We start from the raw sequence: 18,169 nt of genomic DNA, 5'->3' as shown, positions 1-18,169 counted from the left end.
GTTTTATGGCCAGATTTGCCCGAATTCTTTTATATGAAATAATTTATCACTATCTGTTGGCTATGATTTTCCCGATAGGTCAATACGCAATAAATAAGCCTGTTTTGTGACAGTCTGACCGACAAAGCTATTTAAAATTCCAAAAATACTTACTGGGTCACATAATTATCTGTAAAAAACTTGCGGTAGCCTGTCAGGTCCTTAGTGCTGTTTAATAAGATGAAATTATCCCTGGAAATCACAAAGAAATTGTACTCTGTAGGCCTGATCCTGGGGATGATGTTAGAGGCGGCTTCATCCCGGATCTCATCGTAGTAGGCCAGGGCCTTGTCTTCGTTAGGGAAAAGCCGGAATATCAGCATCACATCATTGGGGGTGAGCACAAAACTGCCTACTTCAATTTTATCTGCCGCATGTTTGGCCGCATTATACCGGGTAAACTGGTTAAGCCCTTCATCCATCAGTTCTTTAGACACGCGCTGGAAAGAGAGCACCACAAAAAACGGGTTATCAGCGGTTAATTTATAAGGGGTGACCGGTTTGGGCGGCGCAACGGTGGCCATTGGAGCCGGCAATGTGCCGGTTACCCCGGCAGTTATTTTAGCGGAATCTGCCGGCGCTTTTGCCGTATTGATCCTGTCGGCCAGCACCGGCTGTGGGTTCTGCCAGGGATAACGCATGGAAATGTCTTCATCCAGCAATACGCCGTTGGCGTCTTTCTTCCTTACCTCCAGTTTGGCGAGGTAATCGGTCAGTTCCGCGCGGTGGTTCAGTGCATCCATGAGGGCCTGAGCCTGGTTACGCACAGGTTCATCTGCAGCGTATTTGGTAAGCACGGCCTGCACAGCCTTGCGCGACAGCTGCAGGGTATCTCCGGCCCGCAGGCTGTCTACAGCGAACAATGTATCGGTTTTCACGATCAGCATGGCTTCCAGCAGGTCGAATTTAGACTGCAGGAAATTGATGCCGAAGGTACTGTCGGCCTGCTTTTTCATGGCCATAGACTCCGCATAATTCCCCTTGCGGAAAGCTTCATAGGCCGCGTCATAGGCCGCGCTGATCTCTTTCTTTTTCTGGGCATCAATATCCCTCAACCCGCCGGAACGGATAATATCTGCAAAGTTGGTATTGCCGTACTGGTTCAGTACCATTGCTTTATAGTGATTCGCCTGGGCGGTATGATTTTGTTTTCCATGCCATACATACAGGGAATATAATACCTCCGGCTTACGGGGGTGATCCGGGAAGAGGATCAGCAGGGAGTCGTAGGTTTCTATTCCCAGGGAGTAATTTTCCAGCTTATCGTAATACAGTTTACCCAGGTCAAACCAGGCATCCTGCACTGCTTTTTGGGAGGCAGCCAGTTTCTCCGGCGTGAGTGGCAGGCCCGCTGCCAGTGTTTCCGTGCTAACGCTGTCTGGTGGCACTTCACCCAGGGTAACGGATTTTGTTTCTTCTGCTATTTCTATAGGGCCATTGCTGTTGGTGGCATTTACCACGCCGTTCTGGCTGCGGCGCCAGTTATCTACAGACTGGCGGTTTCCCCACCTGCGTTTGAATTCCGAATAGCCGGCCGATTTACTGGCCGAGTTATAGAAATACCAGTCGCCTGTCTCCTCTTTTGGCGAATAGGCGGTACCTCCGCTCATGCTGAAAGCTGCAGGGTTTTCCAGGGGATTGGCGGCGGCCAGTTTCTCTTTCTTTTTCTTTTCGGCGGCTTCGCTTTCCCTTGCAGCCACCATTTTTGACAGTACGATGTTCCGGTCTGAAGGAGATAAGGCGGCTAACCGCTGCAGGCTGTCTTCCCGGTGAATGGTTTCCAGCCGGGCTACCACTTCCGTGAGCACATTTTTGCGGGTTTCCACTGTAGACGCATCCACAAAATCCTTGGTCATTACGCCCGCGGTGCTGTCATAATATTTCTTTGCTTCGGTGTAGTTACGCAGGTCATAATAAATATCGGCCATGCCTTTGTAGGTAATGGCGCGTTGCATGAGGTTGTCACTGGGTATTTTCAGTGATTGCGTCATATAGCTGAGAGCGGCCTCGGGGTGATCAGGGTATTCAAGAACGCCCATGGTATAATAGATCCCGTCGCGAAAGCGCTCGAACCGCTGTTTCCGGAGCATACGGCGGAGCCCTGCAATGCTGGCGGCCACATTACCGGTAGTTTGCGCATTGGTTCTGGCAATCTGTAACCGGGCCTGGAAGTCCATCATGGGATCGGGTTTCATGCGGATCACCGTACGGAACTGGTCGAGCGAGGAATCCGGGTGTTGCTGCTGAAGATAGAGCTGGCCGAGTATATACGACATCCTGGCTTTGGCTACTTTATCGTGGCTTTTATCGATGGCCACTTTCAGCGGCTCTATGGTTTCGGGGTATCTTTTCTGGATATAATGGCTGTAGGCGCGTACTTCCGCCAGGTCGCCATCGAGGCGGTGCGGGAAATTCGGATCCGTATTCAGGATGTTTAGCAGCGCCTGTACTTCATCATATTCCTTTTGTTCCAACAGGGTACGGGCCCTCCAAAGGAAGGCATCGTTACGTGCTTTGGTATGTTTGAGGCGACCGAAGAAGCCTTTTCTTTTTTCTTTGGTGGCGATGGAGATCTGGTCATTTTCATGCGCACCCACTACTGTTTTGTACTCCGACTTTGTTTTCGGGGCGAAAGCAATATTGATATACTGGAAGGTTTTATTGGCATTTTCCAGGTCTCCTTCATAGAAGTAGGCGCGTCCCATGAGCAGGAAGCAGTCGTCGATCCATTTACCGCGGGGATCGTGAAGCTGGATGGCCATGTTTGTTTTATCGATAACGGAATCCAGTTCTCCTTTGCTGAAGCCCTGGCTCTGCAGGCTGAAGGGGTAAAACGGCAGAAGGATGTTGTAGTTGTCCTGTCCGTCCCGGTTAGCGGTTTTCACCACCCTGTCGAGCTTCACCCTGGCATGAAAGTAATAATTGAACCGGGTAGCCATGTTCTGGAAGAATTGTCTTTTCCAGGTCCATTTCTTTTTTTCCAGCATTACTTCGGAAGGGGGACGGCGATCCTGTACCCGTTGTTCACGTGGTTTAAAAAGGGGCTTGACAGCAGGTCTTTGCTGCTGTTGCTGTTTATTGGGGGCCTGGGGATTTGTTTGCTGAGGCTGATTTTGAGGCGTATTTTGTGCCCGGGCAGCCGGCAAAACCAGGCAAAATGACAATACTATTATTCCCAGATATTTTAGTAGCAGTTTGATGCAATTCATGGATGCCAGGGTGTATAGGCTAAATATATATAACTTATAGTTTGAAAAAATATTTTAAAGATAGGATAAAATAGTTGATTGAATATGAGTGCGGGAGAAGTGCTGCCGACTTTTTTCCAACAAAGCATATATTTTAACCTCCTGGTTTTCAGATAAAAACCCCTCTTTCTGCCGGTAATCCGTAAAACACTGTTTCCTATTTTACAATAATGATTAACTTTAGCCCGCCTTAAAAGAAACAGTGTTCTTTAAGAAGTACCGCAAAACATGGCTAAGAAGGGTAATAAAAACAGCAGACGAAACCTGGAGAAACTGAGTCATAAATACCGTCTGGTAATTATGAATGATGATACCTATGAAGAAGTGACCTCGTTCAAACTATCCCGGATGAGCGTATATATAGCCTTCAGTACCCTTTTTGTATTACTGGTGGCCATTACAGTGGCTACCGTAGTGTTTACACCTTTGCGGTATTACATACCAGGCTACGGAGACCTGAAGCAACGGAAAGAATTTATCCATCTTAAAATGAGGGCAGACTCGCTGGAAACCGCCATCAACGCCCGCGACCAGTACCTGAACAATATCAAACAGGTGATTAACGGCGACTTTAACGGGAAAGTGGACACCACTATGCTAAAGGTGCCTGCTGTAGATAACAGTACCTATTAATATATAAATACAAAAAATTTATATATATTTATTTAAATTACACACTAAACTTGAAAAACCTGATTCCCTATGTTTAATAACAATCAGAAATCGAAAGGCGACAACAAGGCCATGCTGCCTACATCAACTGTCAATATTATAGGCAATGGCACATCTATCCAGGGTGATATTGTGTGTGAAGGCGACATCAGGATCGATGGCCAGGTAAACGGGCTGGTATCTACAAAAGCTAAAATAGTGGTGGGTCCTGAAGGGGAGATCACTGGCGACCTGATATGCCAGAGCGCTGATATCCTGGGCCGGGTAACAGGCATCATCAAGGTGGATGAATTACTGTTCCTGAAAGGAAATGCTTTGGTGAAAGGCGATGTATACACCGCTCATTTCGAAATGGAGCCTACTGCTAAGTTCAATGGCCGTTGCTACATGGACGATCAGCAGCCGGCTGATAATCAGAAACATGGAAAAACCGTCCTCCAGGAAGCAGAATAACCGGAATCCGCTGTTACGTTACGCCGGCCTGGCCTTCCAGATGATGACCACGCTGGGTTTGGGTGTATTTGCAGGATATAAACTGGACCACTGGATAGGCTGGCGGTTCCCGGTTTTCCTGATCATTTTTTCTTTAGTTGCATTAGCCATACTTTTGTGGCAAATTATAAAAGACACCCGACGGAATGAGTGATAGATTTTTTATACGGTTATTCGCAGTTTTTGGAATTTTAAACGGACTTGTTATCATATTCAAACCCAGGTTGCTGGACCTCGGTACGCATGTGAATGTGCTGATGGCCGGTAACCTGATCATGGCTGTTATCTCCCTGGTGTCTTATCTGATGAGCCGCCGGGGACTCGCTTCTTCCAACCACAATGCCTTTATCAGGGCCGTTTATGGCGCCACCCTCAGCAAACTCTTTCTTTGCGTTATAGGCATCGCTGTTTATGTGCTTATTTATAAGCCCAACGTAAGCAAGCTGACTATTTTCATGCTGTTGTTCCTGTATCTGGTGTATACTGTATTTGAAACAATCAGCCTTTTCCGGCTGACAAGGCTAAAAAAGTAATCTATTTGAAAAAAGAGGCGCCTTTAAATGCTTTAGCGTCCTACCTGCCAGAAGGAACTTTCGGACAGGTAATGGATTTTCTCACTACCTATAAGGTACATCTGACTGTTACACGCGAACGGTCCAGTATACTTGGCGACTACCGGCACCCTGATGGCCAGGGTAAAGGTCACCGCATCAGCGTGAATGGTTCCCTGAATAAATATGCATTCCTCCTTACCCTGCTGCACGAAATTGCACATCTCACCACTTTTAATAAATATGCCAACAGGGTGGCCTCACATGGCAAAGAATGGAAACAGGAATTTTCTTTTATCCTGCGCGATTTTGTAGGAAAGAACCTGCTGCCTCCCGATGTGGAAGCCGCCGTGCGCCAAAGTATGGCCAATCCTGCTGCCAGCTCCTGCGCCGATGAAAACCTGATGCGGGTGTTGAAAAACTACGACCGGCAAAAGGAAAATCATTTCTTCGTAGAGCAGGTACCGTTACACGGCCTGTTTAAAACCAAAGATGGACGCGTATTCCGCAGGGGGGAGAAAATAAGAAAACGCTATCGCTGTGAAGAGATAGCGTCTCAAAAATGGTTCCTTTTCAGTCCTGTATACGAAGTGGAGCTTATTCCCTAGCTCTTCTCCCCTACATAATGTAATACCGGGTAAGCCATGGCACGGTTAATCAGCTGGATTTCCAGCTGAAGGATTTCCGCTTCTGCTTTTGCCCGGAGCTTTGGCGCATCATCAGTGGGCTTGTGATAGTCGTCGTGCCCACCGGTATGAAAAAACATCACCGGCACTCCGTTTACATAGAAATTGTGATGATCGGACGCCCCTTTCCCAGCCGCATCTGTAAAGAACTTAATACCGGGTTGCTGCACTTCCTTAAATACGGCGGGCCATTCTTCCGCACTGCCATAGCCACCAATACCAATTCCTCGTTCCGGGTTATAACGCCCTATCATATCCATATTGAGCATGAAATGCATTTTATCCAGCGGCATCAGTGGATGCGCCGTGTAGTATTTTGATCCCTGCAGTCCCAGCTCTTCTCCGCCAAAAGCAATAAAGAGAAAATTAAACGGTTCTTGGCCACGGTTTTTCACATAATGCCTGGCCAGTTCCAGCAGGCCGGCTACGCCGGAAGCATTATCATCCGCGCCGTTGTGGATTTCACCAACCGGATATTTACCATCAAATAATGCAGCCGTTCCCAGGTGATCGTAGTGGGCGCCAATAATAATCGTACGTGCGGCCCCGTTATCCAGGTACCCGATCACATTCCGGCTGGGAATGTTTTTATGCGCTTTCCTGTCGAATGTAAAATCCTGGAAGAAACTGCCGCCATTCACCGGCCGCAGTCCCAGTTTCTTAAACTGTTTGGCCACATAACGGCTGGCGGTTTGCCCTCCTTTTTCCGCGGTGCCCCTGCCTTTCAGCTTATCAGAGGCCAGGTAGTTCACTATTCCCTGTATCCTTGCGGCATCAGGAATGGTATCCTGTGCCTGTGCGGCCGTGATTGAGCCGGCAGCGCACATCAATAAAATCCATCTCTTTATCATATCCGTCCAAAAATAGAGAAGGCTTCCTTAAGGGGAAGCCTTCTGCGAAAAAATATCATTGAAATGTTCAGATTGTATTAATCCTACTTTTTCTTCTGTTGCATTTCCTGCTGGCGTTTCTGGACTTCTTCCAGTTTTTCCTGCCATTTGGATTTGCTCTTTGGTTTCTTTTTGTTTTCCTGGATCTGCGCGTGGATCTTATCATGGTTAATGATAAACTTCTGGATCACGAATTGTAACAGGATACTGATCACGTTAGACAGGAAATAGTAGAAGGTAAGCGCCGCAGCGAGACGGTTAAAGATACCCAGCAGCATTACCGGCATCACATAAGGCATATACTTCATCACCGGGTTGCTCTGATCGGTCATTCCACGGTTGTAGAAGGCCAGGATCAAACTGGTGATGGTCATAAGGATGGTGAACAGGCTCACGTGGTTGCCGTAGAACGGTATGTTGAAGCCGAGGTTCAGGATAGAATCGTAAGTAGACAGGTCTTTCGCCCACAGGAAGCTTTCCTGGCGCAGCTCAATAGACGACGGGAAGAAGCTGTACATCGCCACCAGGATAGGCAGCTGCAGCAACGCAGGTAAACATCCGCCCAGCGGGTTTACGCCGGCGCTCTTAAAGAGCTTCATCTGTTCTACACCAAATGCCTGCTGATCATCGCCGTATTTCGCTTTCAGTTCATCAATTTCAGGTTTCAGCACTTTCATCTTCGCCTGGGAAACATAGCTCTGGTAAGTAAAAGGAGCGATCAGCAAACGAATGAAAATGGTGAGCATGATGATGATGATACCGTAGTTGCTGATAAATCCGCTCAGGAAGTTAAACACCGGGATGATAATAAAGATGTTCACATACTTCACAAAAGCAAAGATACCGGTACCCAGCGGGATGATCTTCTGCAGACCGATATCAAAAGATTTCAGTGTTTTATAGTGGTTAGGGCCATAATAGATTTCAACCGGGAAGGAGAAATCGTTGGCGCGGTTGTACGGGATCTGTATGGTGCTGAAGGTTTGTCCTACGATATTAGGGCTTACAGGAACTTTCGTGTTTACATCCACATTATTGAAAAGTTCCTTTTTAGCAATCAGCGTGGTATTGAAGAACTGCTGTTTTACACTTACCCATTTCAGTTTGTTTTCCAGTTTTTCATGACTGGTACGGTTAAGGGTAAAGTAATCATGCTTGTCATTTTCCAGCATATAGTGCACCTGGTTGTTCAGGCGCTCGTTTTCTATATCATGCTCCTGTTTATCTTCCTGGGTATTCCACTGCAGGCTCAGGTAATTCTGGTTACCCGGCAGCAGGTTTTGCAAACCAACCGCATGGATAGTGTAATCCACCACATAGCTGCCTGGTTTCAGGGAGTAAATAAATTCCAGGTAAGAAGCTGGATTACTGGTATTAAGACGGTAAGCGATTGTTTTTACACCACCCCCACCTTCCTGTGGCTGGCTGGCTGTAAAGAACAGATCCGCGCTGTTCAGCGTTTTTGTCAGGCTGGCCGGCACTTCTACCGAAAGACGGTTAAAGGAGCCTTCCATCAGCATCAGCGGACCGCCATCATAAGCTTTGTATTGTTTCAGTTGTACACTTGCCGGTTGGCCACCTTTATTGGAAAAAGTGATCTTTACCACGTCGTTTTCCAGTACTGTATTTTGCACATTGCCGGTAGCGGCAGCGGCAAATGTGCCGAATTCACCGTTTAACAGCGCCTGGTGGGCTGAATCCAGCTGTCCTCCTGCGGCAGCTGCAGCAAGGTTGACAGTATCAGCTAAAGGTGTTTTAGGCTTGTTAAGCTCTGCGATGGAATCTTGCCTGGCTTTTTCCCTTGCGGCTCCTGCCTGTTGTTTCTGGTTAAAGAATATATATCCTACCAGCAAAACGCCCAACAGTAAAAACCCAATGACCGAATTTCTATCCATGAAATGCAATTAAAATTTAGGCAGCAAAGGTAAGCAGGATTTTATGAAATGACCATGCTTTTTAGGTGAAACCCCTGTTAAATGCGGTTAAAATAATAAATAAGTAAAGGAGATGCGTATTACATTGAGGATCAGAGCGAATACGATCGCCTTCGGCGATTGAGCGAAGGTTGTCTGACTCGGGATTACGCTGATTATACTGATTAATTTGATTTGATCATTGGATTTTAGAAGATTAAAGGAAATATAATAATACTTATTCATATATCTCCTGGATCACAAAAAGAGAATTGGTGTAATCGGCGTAATCATTTTAATCCTGAAAAAGATAATAATAATTAAGGGAGATAAGCGAGTAATCCGCTATCTCCCTTAGTCTTTTACAATAAATATTAATCAAATCCTGATAATCACAGTTAATAAGTTTAATCCTGAGCCAAGGCAATTTCCATCGCCGAAGGCGATCCTCCGCGCTTACTTTGTGATCGTCTCTTCCATTTTGGCTTTGCCATTCTTAGCCTCCGCGTATTGCTTTGCAGCCTTGATAAAGGATACAAATACAGGAGCCGGGCTTTCTACGGTGCTTTTCAGTTCAGGGTGGAACTGTACGCCCACAAAAAACGGATGACCAGGCAGTTCTATGATTTCAACAAGGCCGCTTTCAGGGTTTTTACCGGAAAGTACCAGGCCGGCATCTTCAAACTGCTGAAGGAAGTCGTTATTGAATTCATAGCGGTGACGGTGTCTTTCGCTGATGCTGGTGCTGCCGTATATTTCAGCTGCTTTGGAACCTGGCGCCAGTTCACAGGCATAAGCGCCCAAACGCATGGTGCCACCTTTTGCTGTAACTTTCTTCTGCTCTTCCATGAGGTTGATCACCGGGTGAGCGGTATCAGGGTTCATTTCCACGGAATGCGCATCTTTCCAGCCAAGTACGTTACGGGCATATTCCACCACGCTCATCTGCATTCCCAGGCAGATACCGAAGAACGGCAGCTGGTTTTCACGGGCATACTGGATAGCGGTGATCTTACCTTCAATGCCGCGGTGACCAAAGCCCGGAGCTACCAGGAGCCCGTCGAGGTTCTTCAGTTTTTCACTTACATTTTCAGGCGTAATATGTTCTGAGTGGATATTTTGTACAATTACCTTGCATTCGTTCAGGGAACCGGCATGTATAAATGACTCCAGGATGGATTTATAGGCATCCTGCAATTCCACGTATTTACCGATCAAACCGATGGTAACCTTGGATTTGGGATACTTCAGCTTATCCAGGAATTCACGCCATTTAACCAGTTCAGGCTCTTTTTCCACGGGTAATCCCAGTCTTTTCAGTACAGACACATCGAGTTTCTCGCGCATCATTTCCAATGGTACTTCATAGATGGTGGGAACATCGTTTGCTTCGATTACAGCATCTACCTGTACGTTACAGAACAGGGCGATCTTCTTTTTCAGGTCGCGGTACAGCGGTTCTTCTGTACGGCAAACAATAATATCGGGGTGTACGCCATATTCGCTCAGCAGGCGTACAGAGTGTTGTGTAGGTTTGGTTTTCAGCTCTTTCGCTGCGCGCAGGTACGGGATCAGTGTAAGGTGCACTACCAGGCAATCTTCTTCACCCAGCTCCCATTGCAACTGGCGAACCGCCTCAATATAAGGGAGGGATTCGATATCGCCCACTGTACCGCCAAGTTCCGTGATAACGATGTCAAACTTGCCATCTTTACCAAGCAGGAGGATACGGCGTTTGATTTCATCCGTAATGTGAGGGATCACCTGTACGGTTTTACCCAGGTAAGCGCCTTCCCTTTCCTTGTTGATCACTGTCTGGTAAATACGGCCGGTAGTAACATTGTTGGCCTGCGAAGTGGGAGTATTCAAAAAACGTTCGTAGTGTCCGAGATCCAGATCGGTTTCCGCACCATCTTCCGTTACATAACATTCACCATGTTCATAAGGGTTTAATGTACCCGGATCCACATTGATATATGGATCAAATTTCTGAATAGTCACTCTAAAGCCGCGCGCCTGCAATAATTTTGCAAGTGAGGCAGCTATAATTCCTTTACCCAAAGAAGATGTAACACCTCCTGTAACGAAGATATATTTTGCCATAAAACTAAAATTCTGCTAAGAATACTTGACCTATAAACGGGGAAGTGCCGGACTGCGTTTGGTGTAAAACCGATCAAGTAAACTACTTCCGAAGGTCATGCAAAGTTACACAAATTTGCTTCGCTCCCAAGTTTTTTACGGCAGCGCTTTATTTGTTTGTTAATTTTTTGGAGATTATATTCAGCTCTCATCACTGATCTGTAGCGCGTTTTAAAGAATTTTCAAGTACCGGAAATTATTTGTTAAAAACCTTTAGCCGGTGCAACACCGCAGTAAATGCGTGCGCGACTATAAATATATAAACAGTAAATTTGCGTCCGAAATACATTAAAGATGACTTTAACGCCAAAGAGAGCCCAAGACTCGCTGATACAGATGACCGAACTGGTTTTACCGAATGATACCAATACATTCGGCAACCTTATGGGAGGCCGTTTGATGTACTGGATGGATATTGCCGCAGCACTGGCCTGCATGAAACACTGCAGCGCTCCCGTAGTAACCGCTTCCGTAGATAATATATCTTTCGAAAATCCCATTAAGCTGGGAAACGTGGTACATATTGAATCCAAAGTAAGCCGGGCCTTCAATACTTCCATGGAAGTACATATGAGGGTTTGGGGGGAAGATCCCGTACAACAGTACCGTTATAAATCAAATGAGGCCTTCATGACCTTCGTAGCCCTGGACCCTAACGGCAATTCCCGCCCGGTACCAGGTATCATCACCGACACAGAAGAGGAAAAAAAATTATATGATGGCGCATTGCGCCGCCGCCAGCTCCGCCTGATCCTTGGTGGTAAAATGAAACCCGAGGATGCGGATGAATTAAAAGCGCTTTTCTTCGAGAAGATCTAAGCGGATTTTGTCTGACTCAGGATTAGGCTGATTTCACTGATTTTATTTTTGGAGATATAAAAACTAAGGGAGATAAAAGCGGATATATTTTGCTTTTTATCTCCCTTTATTATTTAAAAAATCAGTAAAATCAGCCTAATCCTGAGTCAGACAAAATCCCCGCCCTCCCACTCTTTGTAAAACCGCTCCAGGAACAATTCCATAAACGCATGTCTTTCCTCTGCCAGCTTTTTACCCGTGGTAGTGTTCATCCTGTCTTTCAGCAGTAATAATTTCTCATAGAAATGCGTGATGGTAGGCGCCGTGCTGCTCTTATACTCTTCCTTTGTCATCTGCATATTGGGTTTTACAGCAGGATCATACAGGGGCCTGTTTTTGAAGCCTCCGTAATTAAAAGCCCTTGCAATACCAATAGCCCCAATGGCATCCAGCCTGTCGGCGTCCTGTACAATGGCCAGTTCTGCAGAAAAAAAGGTCCGTTCCTGGTTACCGCCCTTAAAAGAAATATGACGGATAATATTTTCCACCTGTGCAATTATATCCGCCGGTACTTCCAGCGTTTGCAGGAACGCTGTTGCTTTTGCGGGACCAATATCTTCGTTGCCGTTATGAAATTTTGAATCTGCTATGTCGTGCAGCAGGGCGCCCAGCTCTACTACCAGCACATTGGCGGTTTCAGCTGCGGCAATATGTTTTGCCTGTTGCCATACCCTGTAAATATGCCACCAGTCGTGGCCCCCTTCTGCTCCCTGTAATTCCTCTTTTACAAAATTCACCGTTGCGGTAATAATCTGTTCGTGATGTATCATAGGTGCAATGATATTAATTTTCAGGAAGACAGAAACATGAAAAACAATACGGTTTCCCCGGGCGTTATGTAAGTATGTTACAGACTAAACGAATTTATGATGATTATGAAGATACCGATGGCTACCGGATCCTGGTAGACCGGCTCTGGCCGCGGGGTATTTCAAAGGAGCGCGCCCATATCGACGAATGGGCAAAAGAAATAGCTCCCAGCAACGAACTGCGCGAATGGTTTCACCATGATCCAACGCGGTTTGCTGAATTCAAAACAAAATATAAACATGAATTACAGGAGAAAAGTGAATTGTTGGCCGCCATCAAAAAGAGGGCAAAACGGCAACGGGTAACTTTACTATACGGGGCTAAAGACGAAACACACAACCAGGCACAGGTACTGCTGGAGTTGCTGAAAAAATAATTATACACCTTCGCTTTCCGGCTTCACCAGTACCTCGGTGATGCTGTTGAGCTTCTTTACTTTACTGGCAAAATCACCGCTCAGTTTTTCGCGGATCAGCGACAGTTTATTCAGTACTTCATCGAGGGTATCGGGAATGGCATCCTGTAGTACCTGCTTCAGGCGCTTGGCAATGGTGGGCGATTTACCATTGGTAGAGATAGCAATTTTCAGGTTGCCCTTTTTTACAATTGAGCCCAGGTAGAAATCACAAAGCTCCGGGGTATCCGCCACATTGATCAGCACCTTGCTGCATTTGGCTTTTTCCCAGATGTGGTAATTAAACTCCCTGTTGTTGGTAGCGGCAATCACCAGGTCTTTTCCCAGGAGGTCGCCACATGAAAATGATTTCTGAACAAGGGTGATATTGGGATACTGGTGCGTTAACGCTTCCAGCTCAGGTAAAAAATCCAATGACACTACTGTAATAGTTGCATCTGCGCAATTTTCCAGCATGGCATTGGCTTTTTCCAGTCCGATATTACCACCGCCTACAACGAGTACGTGCAAACGGTGTAATTTGAAATAACACCGGAAATAAATGATTCTCTTCCATTATACGGCAATTTTTAGTTCTTCTGACACCTTGTTCTTCAAGGCCTGGAAAGCTTCATGGAAGCTTACCACCTCGCCTATTACCAGAACAGCAGGATTGTGCAGATCGTGCGTAGCGGCTATTTCCAACAGATCGGCTACATTACCCACTCCCATTTTCTGAGTAGGAAGCGTACCGTTCTGGATAATAGCGGCAGGGGTTTCCCCTTTTCCTGCTGCGCTGTAGATCCCTGCAATTTCTGCCAGTTTGCTCATCCCCATCAGTACAATCACTGTAGTATTGGCCCTGATGGCATGATCCAGGTCGCGGGATAAATTCCCGTTCTGTGTGTTACCGGTGATCACCCAAAATCCCTCGCTTACATTACGTGCGGTAACGGGGATTTTGTTCACACCCGGAACAGAGATCGCGCTGGAAATACCGGGAATCACTTCCGCGGTAATTCCAAACTGCTGGGCAAAGGCTATTTCCTCCTGGCCACGGCCAAATACAAAGGAGTCGCCTCCCTTTAAGCGGACAACGCTGCCATAAGTTAATGCATATTTTACAATCATCCTGTTTATTTCGTCCTGGGAGTATACATGCATACCTGCACGCTTACCCACAAAACGGCGAAGGCAGTTAGCCGGCGCATGGTCCAGCAATTCGTTGCTGGACAATGCGTCATAAAGGATTACCCTGGCGTTTTGAATAGCCTTTAACCCTTTAACTGTGATCAGTTCCGGATCACCTGGGCCTGCACCTATCAATGTGAGTTTGGGTTGTATCTTTTGCATGAGTGGTTGTGTTTTTGATAAAAAAATAATTAAGCCTGTACCAGTTCGCTGGCTTTCTGACGGTATACCTGTGCAGCGTTATAAAATGACTGCGCCTGCTGGAAATAGGTTTTTGCAAAATTTTCCGTAGGCTCGTTACCGTTAATCTGCAACACAACTGATTTAAAGTCGGGCTCAAAGCTGAATTTACCGGTAGTCACAAAATGTTTATCGAAATCGTTGATGATACCGATTTGTGTATTACCGCTTATTGCTTCACCGAGTAACAGTGCTTTTGCACCCTGTACAAAGGAAGAATAAGCATGGTAAATACCATCTGAGTAGGCGCCCTTAATGATGGCCGCGCTGCTCAGCTCCAGTTTCTCTTCCGCTTCCAGCAGCAGGGTAGCTACCAGGTCGATGATCACGCCGGCACATTCGCCAACGCCAATGGCAGTAGCATAATCCTGTGCCTGGCCCCAGTCAACAAAGTCGCCCGCAGTGAGAGAGCTCAGATCTGCCAGTGGTTTCAGCAGTTCATAAAAATACTTTTCACCCTGGCGGTCGTAATATTCATTGAACAGTTCATTTTCGCCGGCGTTGATTTCGTAGTCGTGCAGTAAGCTGCGCAATACATCCGGGCCACGGCGGCTGGGTACTTTGATCACCTTATCTGCTACACGGCCAATACCATCGCCTACAATACCGCCACCAAGCAGTACCTGCAATGCGGGAAGCACTTTACCGCCGCTTTTCATGGAGCTGCCATGGAAACCGATGCTGGCAATACCGTGCTGACCGCAGGAGTTCATACATCCGCTGATCTTTATTTTGATGTCTTTATTATAAACGAGGTCCGGGAATTCCCCGGTGATCACATCTTCCAGCACTTTGGCAATGCCTGTGCTGCTGGAGATACCGAGGTTGCAGGTATCGGTACCGGGGCAGGCGGTGATATCCGCGATGCTGTCGAACCCGGGCTCTGCAAAGCCAGCTTCTTCCAGTACACTGTAAACATAGGGAAGATTTGCCGGTGAGATGTATTTCAGCAACAGACCCTGGTTGGCGGTTACACGCACATCATCTGCTATTACCGGACGCAGGGCTTCGATGAGTTTGCGGCTCACAGCTGAACCGATATTGCCCAGCGTTATTTTAACATAAGCGGCAATGTATCCTTTTTGTTTTTGTTCGAAGGTGTTGGTGGTTTTCCAGGCTTCGTACTTTTTAGGATCCTTGATGCTGTAAGCCGGTACCGGCGCTGGTGGAGGCGGTGTGGTAGCCTGCCATGCATCCGCATCCACCGGTACGCTTTTTACTTTTATGGCTTTGTATTCTTCTTTGATAAGGCGCTCAAATTCCTCCATGCCTATTTTCTGGATGAGGAATTTCATGCGGGCCTTATTCCTGCTGGTTCTTTCGCCGTAGCGATCAAATACGCGCAGTACGTTTTCTATATATGGGATGACCTGGTCTGTTTCCAAGAATTCGTACACCACTTTAGCGAGAAAGGGTTGTGCACCCAAACCGCCGCCTACCAATACTTTAAAGCCACGCACTTCCTTCCCGTCGATGATCTTTACTTTAGGGATCATGCCAAAGTCGTGCATAAATGACCAGGCTGTATCCTTTTCAGAAGAGGAGAAAGAGATCTTGATCTTACGGCCCATTTCCTGGCTTACAGGGTTGCGCAGGAAATAGCGGAATGTGGCATCTGCATAAGGCGTTACATCAAATGGCTCATCCGGATCAATGCCTGCGCGGTCTGATGCCGTAACATTACGAACGGTATTTCCGCAGGCCTCACGGATGGTGATACCATCTTCTTCCAGTTTGGACCATAATTCAGGCGTCCTGTCGAGGCTCACGTAGTGGATTTGTATATCCTGACGGGTAGTGAGGTGCAGGTTGCTGGTAGCATATTCATCAGATACTTCGGTAATGCGGTGCCATTGCTGCAGGGTCATTTTACCGTATGGCAGTTTGATACGGATCATCTGCACACCGGGCTGACGCTGACCATAAATACCTCTGGCCAGGCGAAGACTACGGAATTTTTCGTCGGTCACAGCGCCCTCACGGAACAGGCGGATCTTCTTCTCCAGGTCTATAATATCTTGTTCAACAATTGGATTTTCTAGTTCTGTTCTGAAGCTTTGCATAAAAAGTATTTTCAGGTGGTGGTAAAAAGCAATTTTTGTTCTGGTTGGGGGTATTGGTCGTTTTTTAGCATCAAAAGGCCCCCGGTATATTTTCGGAGGCCTCGTATAATGTTGATTTACAGTAATGTGATCACTGATCTTCCATATTACACGCGCCTCATGGGTGTTGATGAACAACAACTGTTTTTGTGACAATTCTTTCTATCATTACCCATATTCCCTATAATTTTAGTAGAGTAATACAAAGATATAAATGCAGGGCATCTTTCCAAAACTTTTTTCCACATTCAATAAGGCCCCAAAAAAGAGGGAAATTGGCAGAAACAGCAGGTTTACAGCAGTATAAGAGATGTAAACCCTGATCCGGAAGGGATTTGAGCCTATCGGGTTATGAGCCGCTGCAGCAGATGTGATAACCAAAGTTTATGGCGTATAACTTATTGTTATGGGAGCGACGGAATGAATGGCGCCCCAGGGCAGACGTTTACCTGGTCCGGGGGAATCAGGGCTGTTTTTAACAGTTGCACCTCAATGGCGGGCGGGTATTGCTTTGTATTGCCCGTCATCTCCCCCATAACTTCTTATCTTTGCCGCGCATAAACGGAAAACATATGATAGATACGGTAATATTTGATATGGATGGCCTGTTGATCGACTCAGAACCTTTATGGGGCATTGCCATGCGGGAAGTGTTTGCTACGGTAGGGGTGAACCTTTCTCCTGAGCTAACGCATTTAACTACTGGTTTGCGTACCAAAGAGGTGGTAAGTTACTGGCATAATTACTACAAATGGGAGGGAAAAAGTGCCGAGCAGGTGGTAAATGAGATCATCGACAGTGTGATCCATAAGATCAGAACAGAAGGGCATCCCATGGAGGGTTTACAGTATATCCTTCAGTTTTTCCGTGAGAAAGGGTTCAAAATGGGGCTGGCATCCTCTTCGCCGCTTCGCCTGATCAATGCAGCATTGGAACATTTGCAGATAAAAGACGCGTTTCAGGCGGTATATTCTGCCGAGTTTGAAGATTATGGTAAACCGCATCCTGCCGTATACCTGGCCTGTGCCAAAGCATTGGGAAGCGACCCGCTGGACTGTATTGCTTTTGAGGATTCTGTGACGGGAATGACCGCAGCCAAGGCAGCAAGAATGACCACAGTGGTGGTTCCTGAAGCGCACAACCGTCATGATCCGAGGTATGCACTGGCCAATATGAAGCTGGACAGCTTGCTGGAATTTAATGATGCAAAGCTGGAGCTGTTAAGAAAATAAGATAATTATAGGCTATAAGCGTGCTATAATGATGAAATTGCTATAAGGCCGGTTAAGTGTTTAACCGGCCTTTTGCTTTCCAGGTGCACCTGTTTTAATAGGTATTTCTTGTAATGTACCAGTTTTCAGCGCCTGTTGGGTCTATATACCAGATACCTTCGATCCAGTAGCTGGTTCTGTTGCCATAAACATTCTGATAGCCTCTGAATACGAAATTTACAGTTCTCACATTGGAAGAGGCATTTGGTGTAAGGGTGTGCTGAGTTTCTTCCTGCATGTATACGCCCGGGGTATTGCTCTGGATGTTACCGTCAATCAGATTGTTATCCGTGTCATCGAACAACAGGGAGATCTTAAGGGAATGATAAGGGCTGTTGGCAAAATTAAAAAAATAAGTCTTGGTTACAACAGCGAAAGGCTTCATTACTATAGGCTTCCAGACTTTTACAGGAGCAGCGGCGGAAGAAGTTGTTTTTGCCATAGCAGGCAATACAGCAAACAGGGTGGCAGCAAGTAACATGCTACAGGTAATACGGATTGTTTTCATAAATACTATAATTTATAATTAAAGAAAAACGTGGAATAACCTGAATGTTTTACTGGTAATTACATAACAAGGGCAAAGCCATAGTTATCAGGGTTCATGTTGTGAATTATTCTGTTTTAAAATGAGGGTATGGTTTATCAAGCAGCAACGGGGTATTCTCTA

Annotated in this window: 17 protein-coding genes; 8 read left to right on the top strand and 9 right to left on the bottom strand. The window is 46.4% G+C overall.

Translation table 11 applies throughout. The annotated features are described in order from the left end of the window. Positions 1-149: 149 nt before the first annotated feature. On the bottom strand, positions 150-3,248 hold the full coding sequence (gene porW / locus ABIE50_RS09600; RefSeq protein ID WP_209864093.1) for a type IX secretion system periplasmic lipoprotein PorW/SprE: 3,099 nt from the start codon (positions 3,246-3,248) through the stop codon (positions 150-152). Positions 3,249-3,515: 267 nt separating this feature from the next. On the opposite strand from porW, the gene ABIE50_RS09595 reads away from it, so the two are divergent. The 5 genes from ABIE50_RS09595 (at position 3,516) to ABIE50_RS09575 (ending at position 5,610) form a co-directional block, all read left to right on the top strand. Then, positions 3,516-3,920, top strand: a complete 405-nt coding sequence (locus tag ABIE50_RS09595) for a hypothetical protein (protein WP_209864096.1) — start codon at positions 3,516-3,518, stop codon at positions 3,918-3,920. Positions 3,921-3,989: 69 nt separating this feature from the next. Then, complete coding sequence (locus ABIE50_RS09590) at positions 3,990-4,412, top strand: bactofilin family protein (RefSeq protein WP_142683452.1); 423 nt, start codon at positions 3,990-3,992, stop codon at positions 4,410-4,412. Continuing rightward, the gene (locus ABIE50_RS09585) at positions 4,381-4,605 is read left to right on the top strand and encodes an AtpZ/AtpI family protein (protein WP_142683453.1); all 225 of its coding nucleotides are present in this window, start codon (positions 4,381-4,383) and stop codon (positions 4,603-4,605) included. The genes ABIE50_RS09590 and ABIE50_RS09585 overlap by 32 nt, the downstream gene beginning before the upstream one ends. Beyond that, a complete protein-coding gene (locus ABIE50_RS09580; protein ID WP_142683454.1) occupies positions 4,598-4,984 on the top strand; it encodes a hypothetical protein in 387 nt (128 codons plus the stop codon). Before ABIE50_RS09585 ends, ABIE50_RS09580 begins: the two co-directional genes overlap by 8 nt. Before the next feature lie 5 nt (positions 4,985-4,989). Further along, positions 4,990-5,610, top strand: a complete 621-nt coding sequence (locus tag ABIE50_RS09575; RefSeq protein ID WP_209864099.1) for a SprT-like domain-containing protein — start codon at positions 4,990-4,992, stop codon at positions 5,608-5,610. On the opposite strand, the gene ABIE50_RS09570 is transcribed toward ABIE50_RS09575, so the two are convergent. The 3 genes from ABIE50_RS09570 to pyrG form a co-directional block, all read right to left on the bottom strand. Then, on the bottom strand, positions 5,607-6,539 hold the full coding sequence (locus ABIE50_RS09570) for a M20/M25/M40 family metallo-hydrolase (protein ID WP_209864102.1): 933 nt from the start codon (positions 6,537-6,539) through the stop codon (positions 5,607-5,609). The two genes, ABIE50_RS09575 and ABIE50_RS09570, sit on opposite strands and share 4 nt — an antisense overlap. 83 nt (positions 6,540-6,622) lie before the next feature. Then, positions 6,623-8,473: a membrane protein insertase YidC gene (gene yidC / locus ABIE50_RS09565; protein ID WP_209864104.1), complete on the bottom strand. Its 1,851-nt coding sequence runs from the start codon at positions 8,471-8,473 to the stop codon at positions 6,623-6,625. 474 nt (positions 8,474-8,947) lie between these two features. After that, positions 8,948-10,594 carry a CTP synthase gene (pyrG, locus tag ABIE50_RS09560; protein ID WP_209864107.1) on the bottom strand — a complete coding sequence of 549 codons (1,647 nt, stop codon included), beginning with the start codon at positions 10,592-10,594 and terminating at the stop codon, positions 8,948-8,950. Positions 10,595-10,927: 333 nt separating this feature from the next. Between pyrG and ABIE50_RS09555 the strand changes: the two genes are divergently transcribed. Next, positions 10,928-11,452: an acyl-CoA thioesterase gene (locus tag ABIE50_RS09555; protein ID WP_209864109.1), complete on the top strand. Its 525-nt coding sequence runs from the start codon at positions 10,928-10,930 to the stop codon at positions 11,450-11,452. A 146-nt stretch (positions 11,453-11,598) separates the two neighbouring features. Here the strand turns inward: ABIE50_RS09555 and ABIE50_RS09550 are convergent, their stop codons facing one another. Continuing rightward, positions 11,599-12,261, bottom strand: a complete 663-nt coding sequence (locus tag ABIE50_RS09550) for an HD domain-containing protein (protein WP_209864112.1) — start codon at positions 12,259-12,261, stop codon at positions 11,599-11,601. 74 nt (positions 12,262-12,335) lie between these two features. Here ABIE50_RS09550 and ABIE50_RS09545 point away from each other — a divergent pair, with 74 nt between their 5' ends. Then, complete coding sequence (locus ABIE50_RS09545) at positions 12,336-12,677, top strand: DUF488 domain-containing protein (protein ID WP_209864114.1); 342 nt, start codon at positions 12,336-12,338, stop codon at positions 12,675-12,677. Here ABIE50_RS09545 and ABIE50_RS09540 read toward each other — a convergent pair whose 3' ends face one another. From ABIE50_RS09540 to ABIE50_RS09530, 3 genes are read right to left on the bottom strand one after another with little or no spacing between them, the layout of a single operon-like run. Then, on the bottom strand, positions 12,678-13,226 hold the full coding sequence (locus ABIE50_RS09540; RefSeq protein WP_354027945.1) for a precorrin-2 dehydrogenase/sirohydrochlorin ferrochelatase family protein: 549 nt from the start codon (positions 13,224-13,226) through the stop codon (positions 12,678-12,680). It lies immediately after the preceding gene. Between the two features lie 45 nt (positions 13,227-13,271). Next, complete coding sequence (gene cobA / locus ABIE50_RS09535) at positions 13,272-14,048, bottom strand: uroporphyrinogen-III C-methyltransferase (protein ID WP_079469057.1); 777 nt, start codon at positions 14,046-14,048, stop codon at positions 13,272-13,274. A 29-nt stretch (positions 14,049-14,077) separates the two neighbouring features. Beyond that, positions 14,078-16,189 (bottom strand): ferredoxin-like domain-containing protein, encoded by a 2,112-nt coding sequence (locus tag ABIE50_RS09530; protein WP_209864119.1) that lies wholly within the window; start codon positions 16,187-16,189, stop codon positions 14,078-14,080. Positions 16,190-16,800: 611 nt separating this feature from the next. On the opposite strand from ABIE50_RS09530, the gene hxpB reads away from it, so the two are divergent. Continuing rightward, complete coding sequence (gene hxpB, locus ABIE50_RS09525) at positions 16,801-17,460, top strand: hexitol phosphatase HxpB (protein WP_209864122.1); 660 nt, start codon at positions 16,801-16,803, stop codon at positions 17,458-17,460. A 94-nt stretch (positions 17,461-17,554) separates the two neighbouring features. Here the strand turns inward: hxpB and ABIE50_RS09520 are convergent, their stop codons facing one another. Then, positions 17,555-18,007, bottom strand: coding sequence for a hypothetical protein (locus tag ABIE50_RS09520; RefSeq protein ID WP_209864125.1), 453 nt, complete (start codon positions 18,005-18,007; stop codon positions 17,555-17,557). Between the last annotated feature and the right edge of the window lie 162 nt (positions 18,008-18,169).

Source organism: Chitinophaga sp. OAE865, assembly GCF_040546735.1.
Taxonomy (GTDB): Bacteria; Bacteroidota; Bacteroidia; order Chitinophagales; family Chitinophagaceae; genus Chitinophaga; species Chitinophaga polysaccharea_A.
The sequence above is the reverse complement of the archived record's forward strand: the minus strand, read 5'-3'. Positions and strand labels throughout refer to the sequence as shown.

What these genes read in the sequence shown, in the direction of transcription:
- porW (WP_209864093.1), bottom strand. Translation starts at nt 3,248, where the DNA reads ATGAATTGCATCAAACTGCTACTAAAATATCTGGGAATAATAGTATTG.
- ABIE50_RS09595 (WP_209864096.1), top strand. Translation starts at nt 3,516, where the DNA reads ATGGCTAAGAAGGGTAATAAAAACAGCAGACGAAACCTGGAGAAACTG.
- ABIE50_RS09590 (WP_142683452.1), top strand. Translation starts at nt 3,990, where the DNA reads ATGTTTAATAACAATCAGAAATCGAAAGGCGACAACAAGGCCATGCTG.
- ABIE50_RS09585 (WP_142683453.1), top strand. Translation starts at nt 4,381, where the DNA reads ATGGAAAAACCGTCCTCCAGGAAGCAGAATAACCGGAATCCGCTGTTA.
- ABIE50_RS09580 (WP_142683454.1), top strand. Translation starts at nt 4,598, where the DNA reads ATGAGTGATAGATTTTTTATACGGTTATTCGCAGTTTTTGGAATTTTA.
- ABIE50_RS09570 (WP_209864102.1), bottom strand. Translation starts at nt 6,539, where the DNA reads ATGATAAAGAGATGGATTTTATTGATGTGCGCTGCCGGCTCAATCACG.
- yidC (WP_209864104.1), bottom strand. Translation starts at nt 8,473, where the DNA reads ATGGATAGAAATTCGGTCATTGGGTTTTTACTGTTGGGCGTTTTGCTG.
- pyrG (WP_209864107.1), bottom strand. Translation starts at nt 10,594, where the DNA reads ATGGCAAAATATATCTTCGTTACAGGAGGTGTTACATCTTCTTTGGGT.
- ABIE50_RS09555 (WP_209864109.1), top strand. Translation starts at nt 10,928, where the DNA reads ATGACTTTAACGCCAAAGAGAGCCCAAGACTCGCTGATACAGATGACC.
- ABIE50_RS09550 (WP_209864112.1), bottom strand. Translation starts at nt 12,261, where the DNA reads ATGATACATCACGAACAGATTATTACCGCAACGGTGAATTTTGTAAAA.
- ABIE50_RS09545 (WP_209864114.1), top strand. Translation starts at nt 12,336, where the DNA reads ATGTTACAGACTAAACGAATTTATGATGATTATGAAGATACCGATGGC.
- cobA (WP_079469057.1), bottom strand. Translation starts at nt 14,048, where the DNA reads ATGCAAAAGATACAACCCAAACTCACATTGATAGGTGCAGGCCCAGGT.
- ABIE50_RS09530 (WP_209864119.1), bottom strand. Translation starts at nt 16,189, where the DNA reads ATGCAAAGCTTCAGAACAGAACTAGAAAATCCAATTGTTGAACAAGAT.
- hxpB (WP_209864122.1), top strand. Translation starts at nt 16,801, where the DNA reads ATGATAGATACGGTAATATTTGATATGGATGGCCTGTTGATCGACTCA.
- ABIE50_RS09520 (WP_209864125.1), bottom strand. Translation starts at nt 18,007, where the DNA reads ATGAAAACAATCCGTATTACCTGTAGCATGTTACTTGCTGCCACCCTG.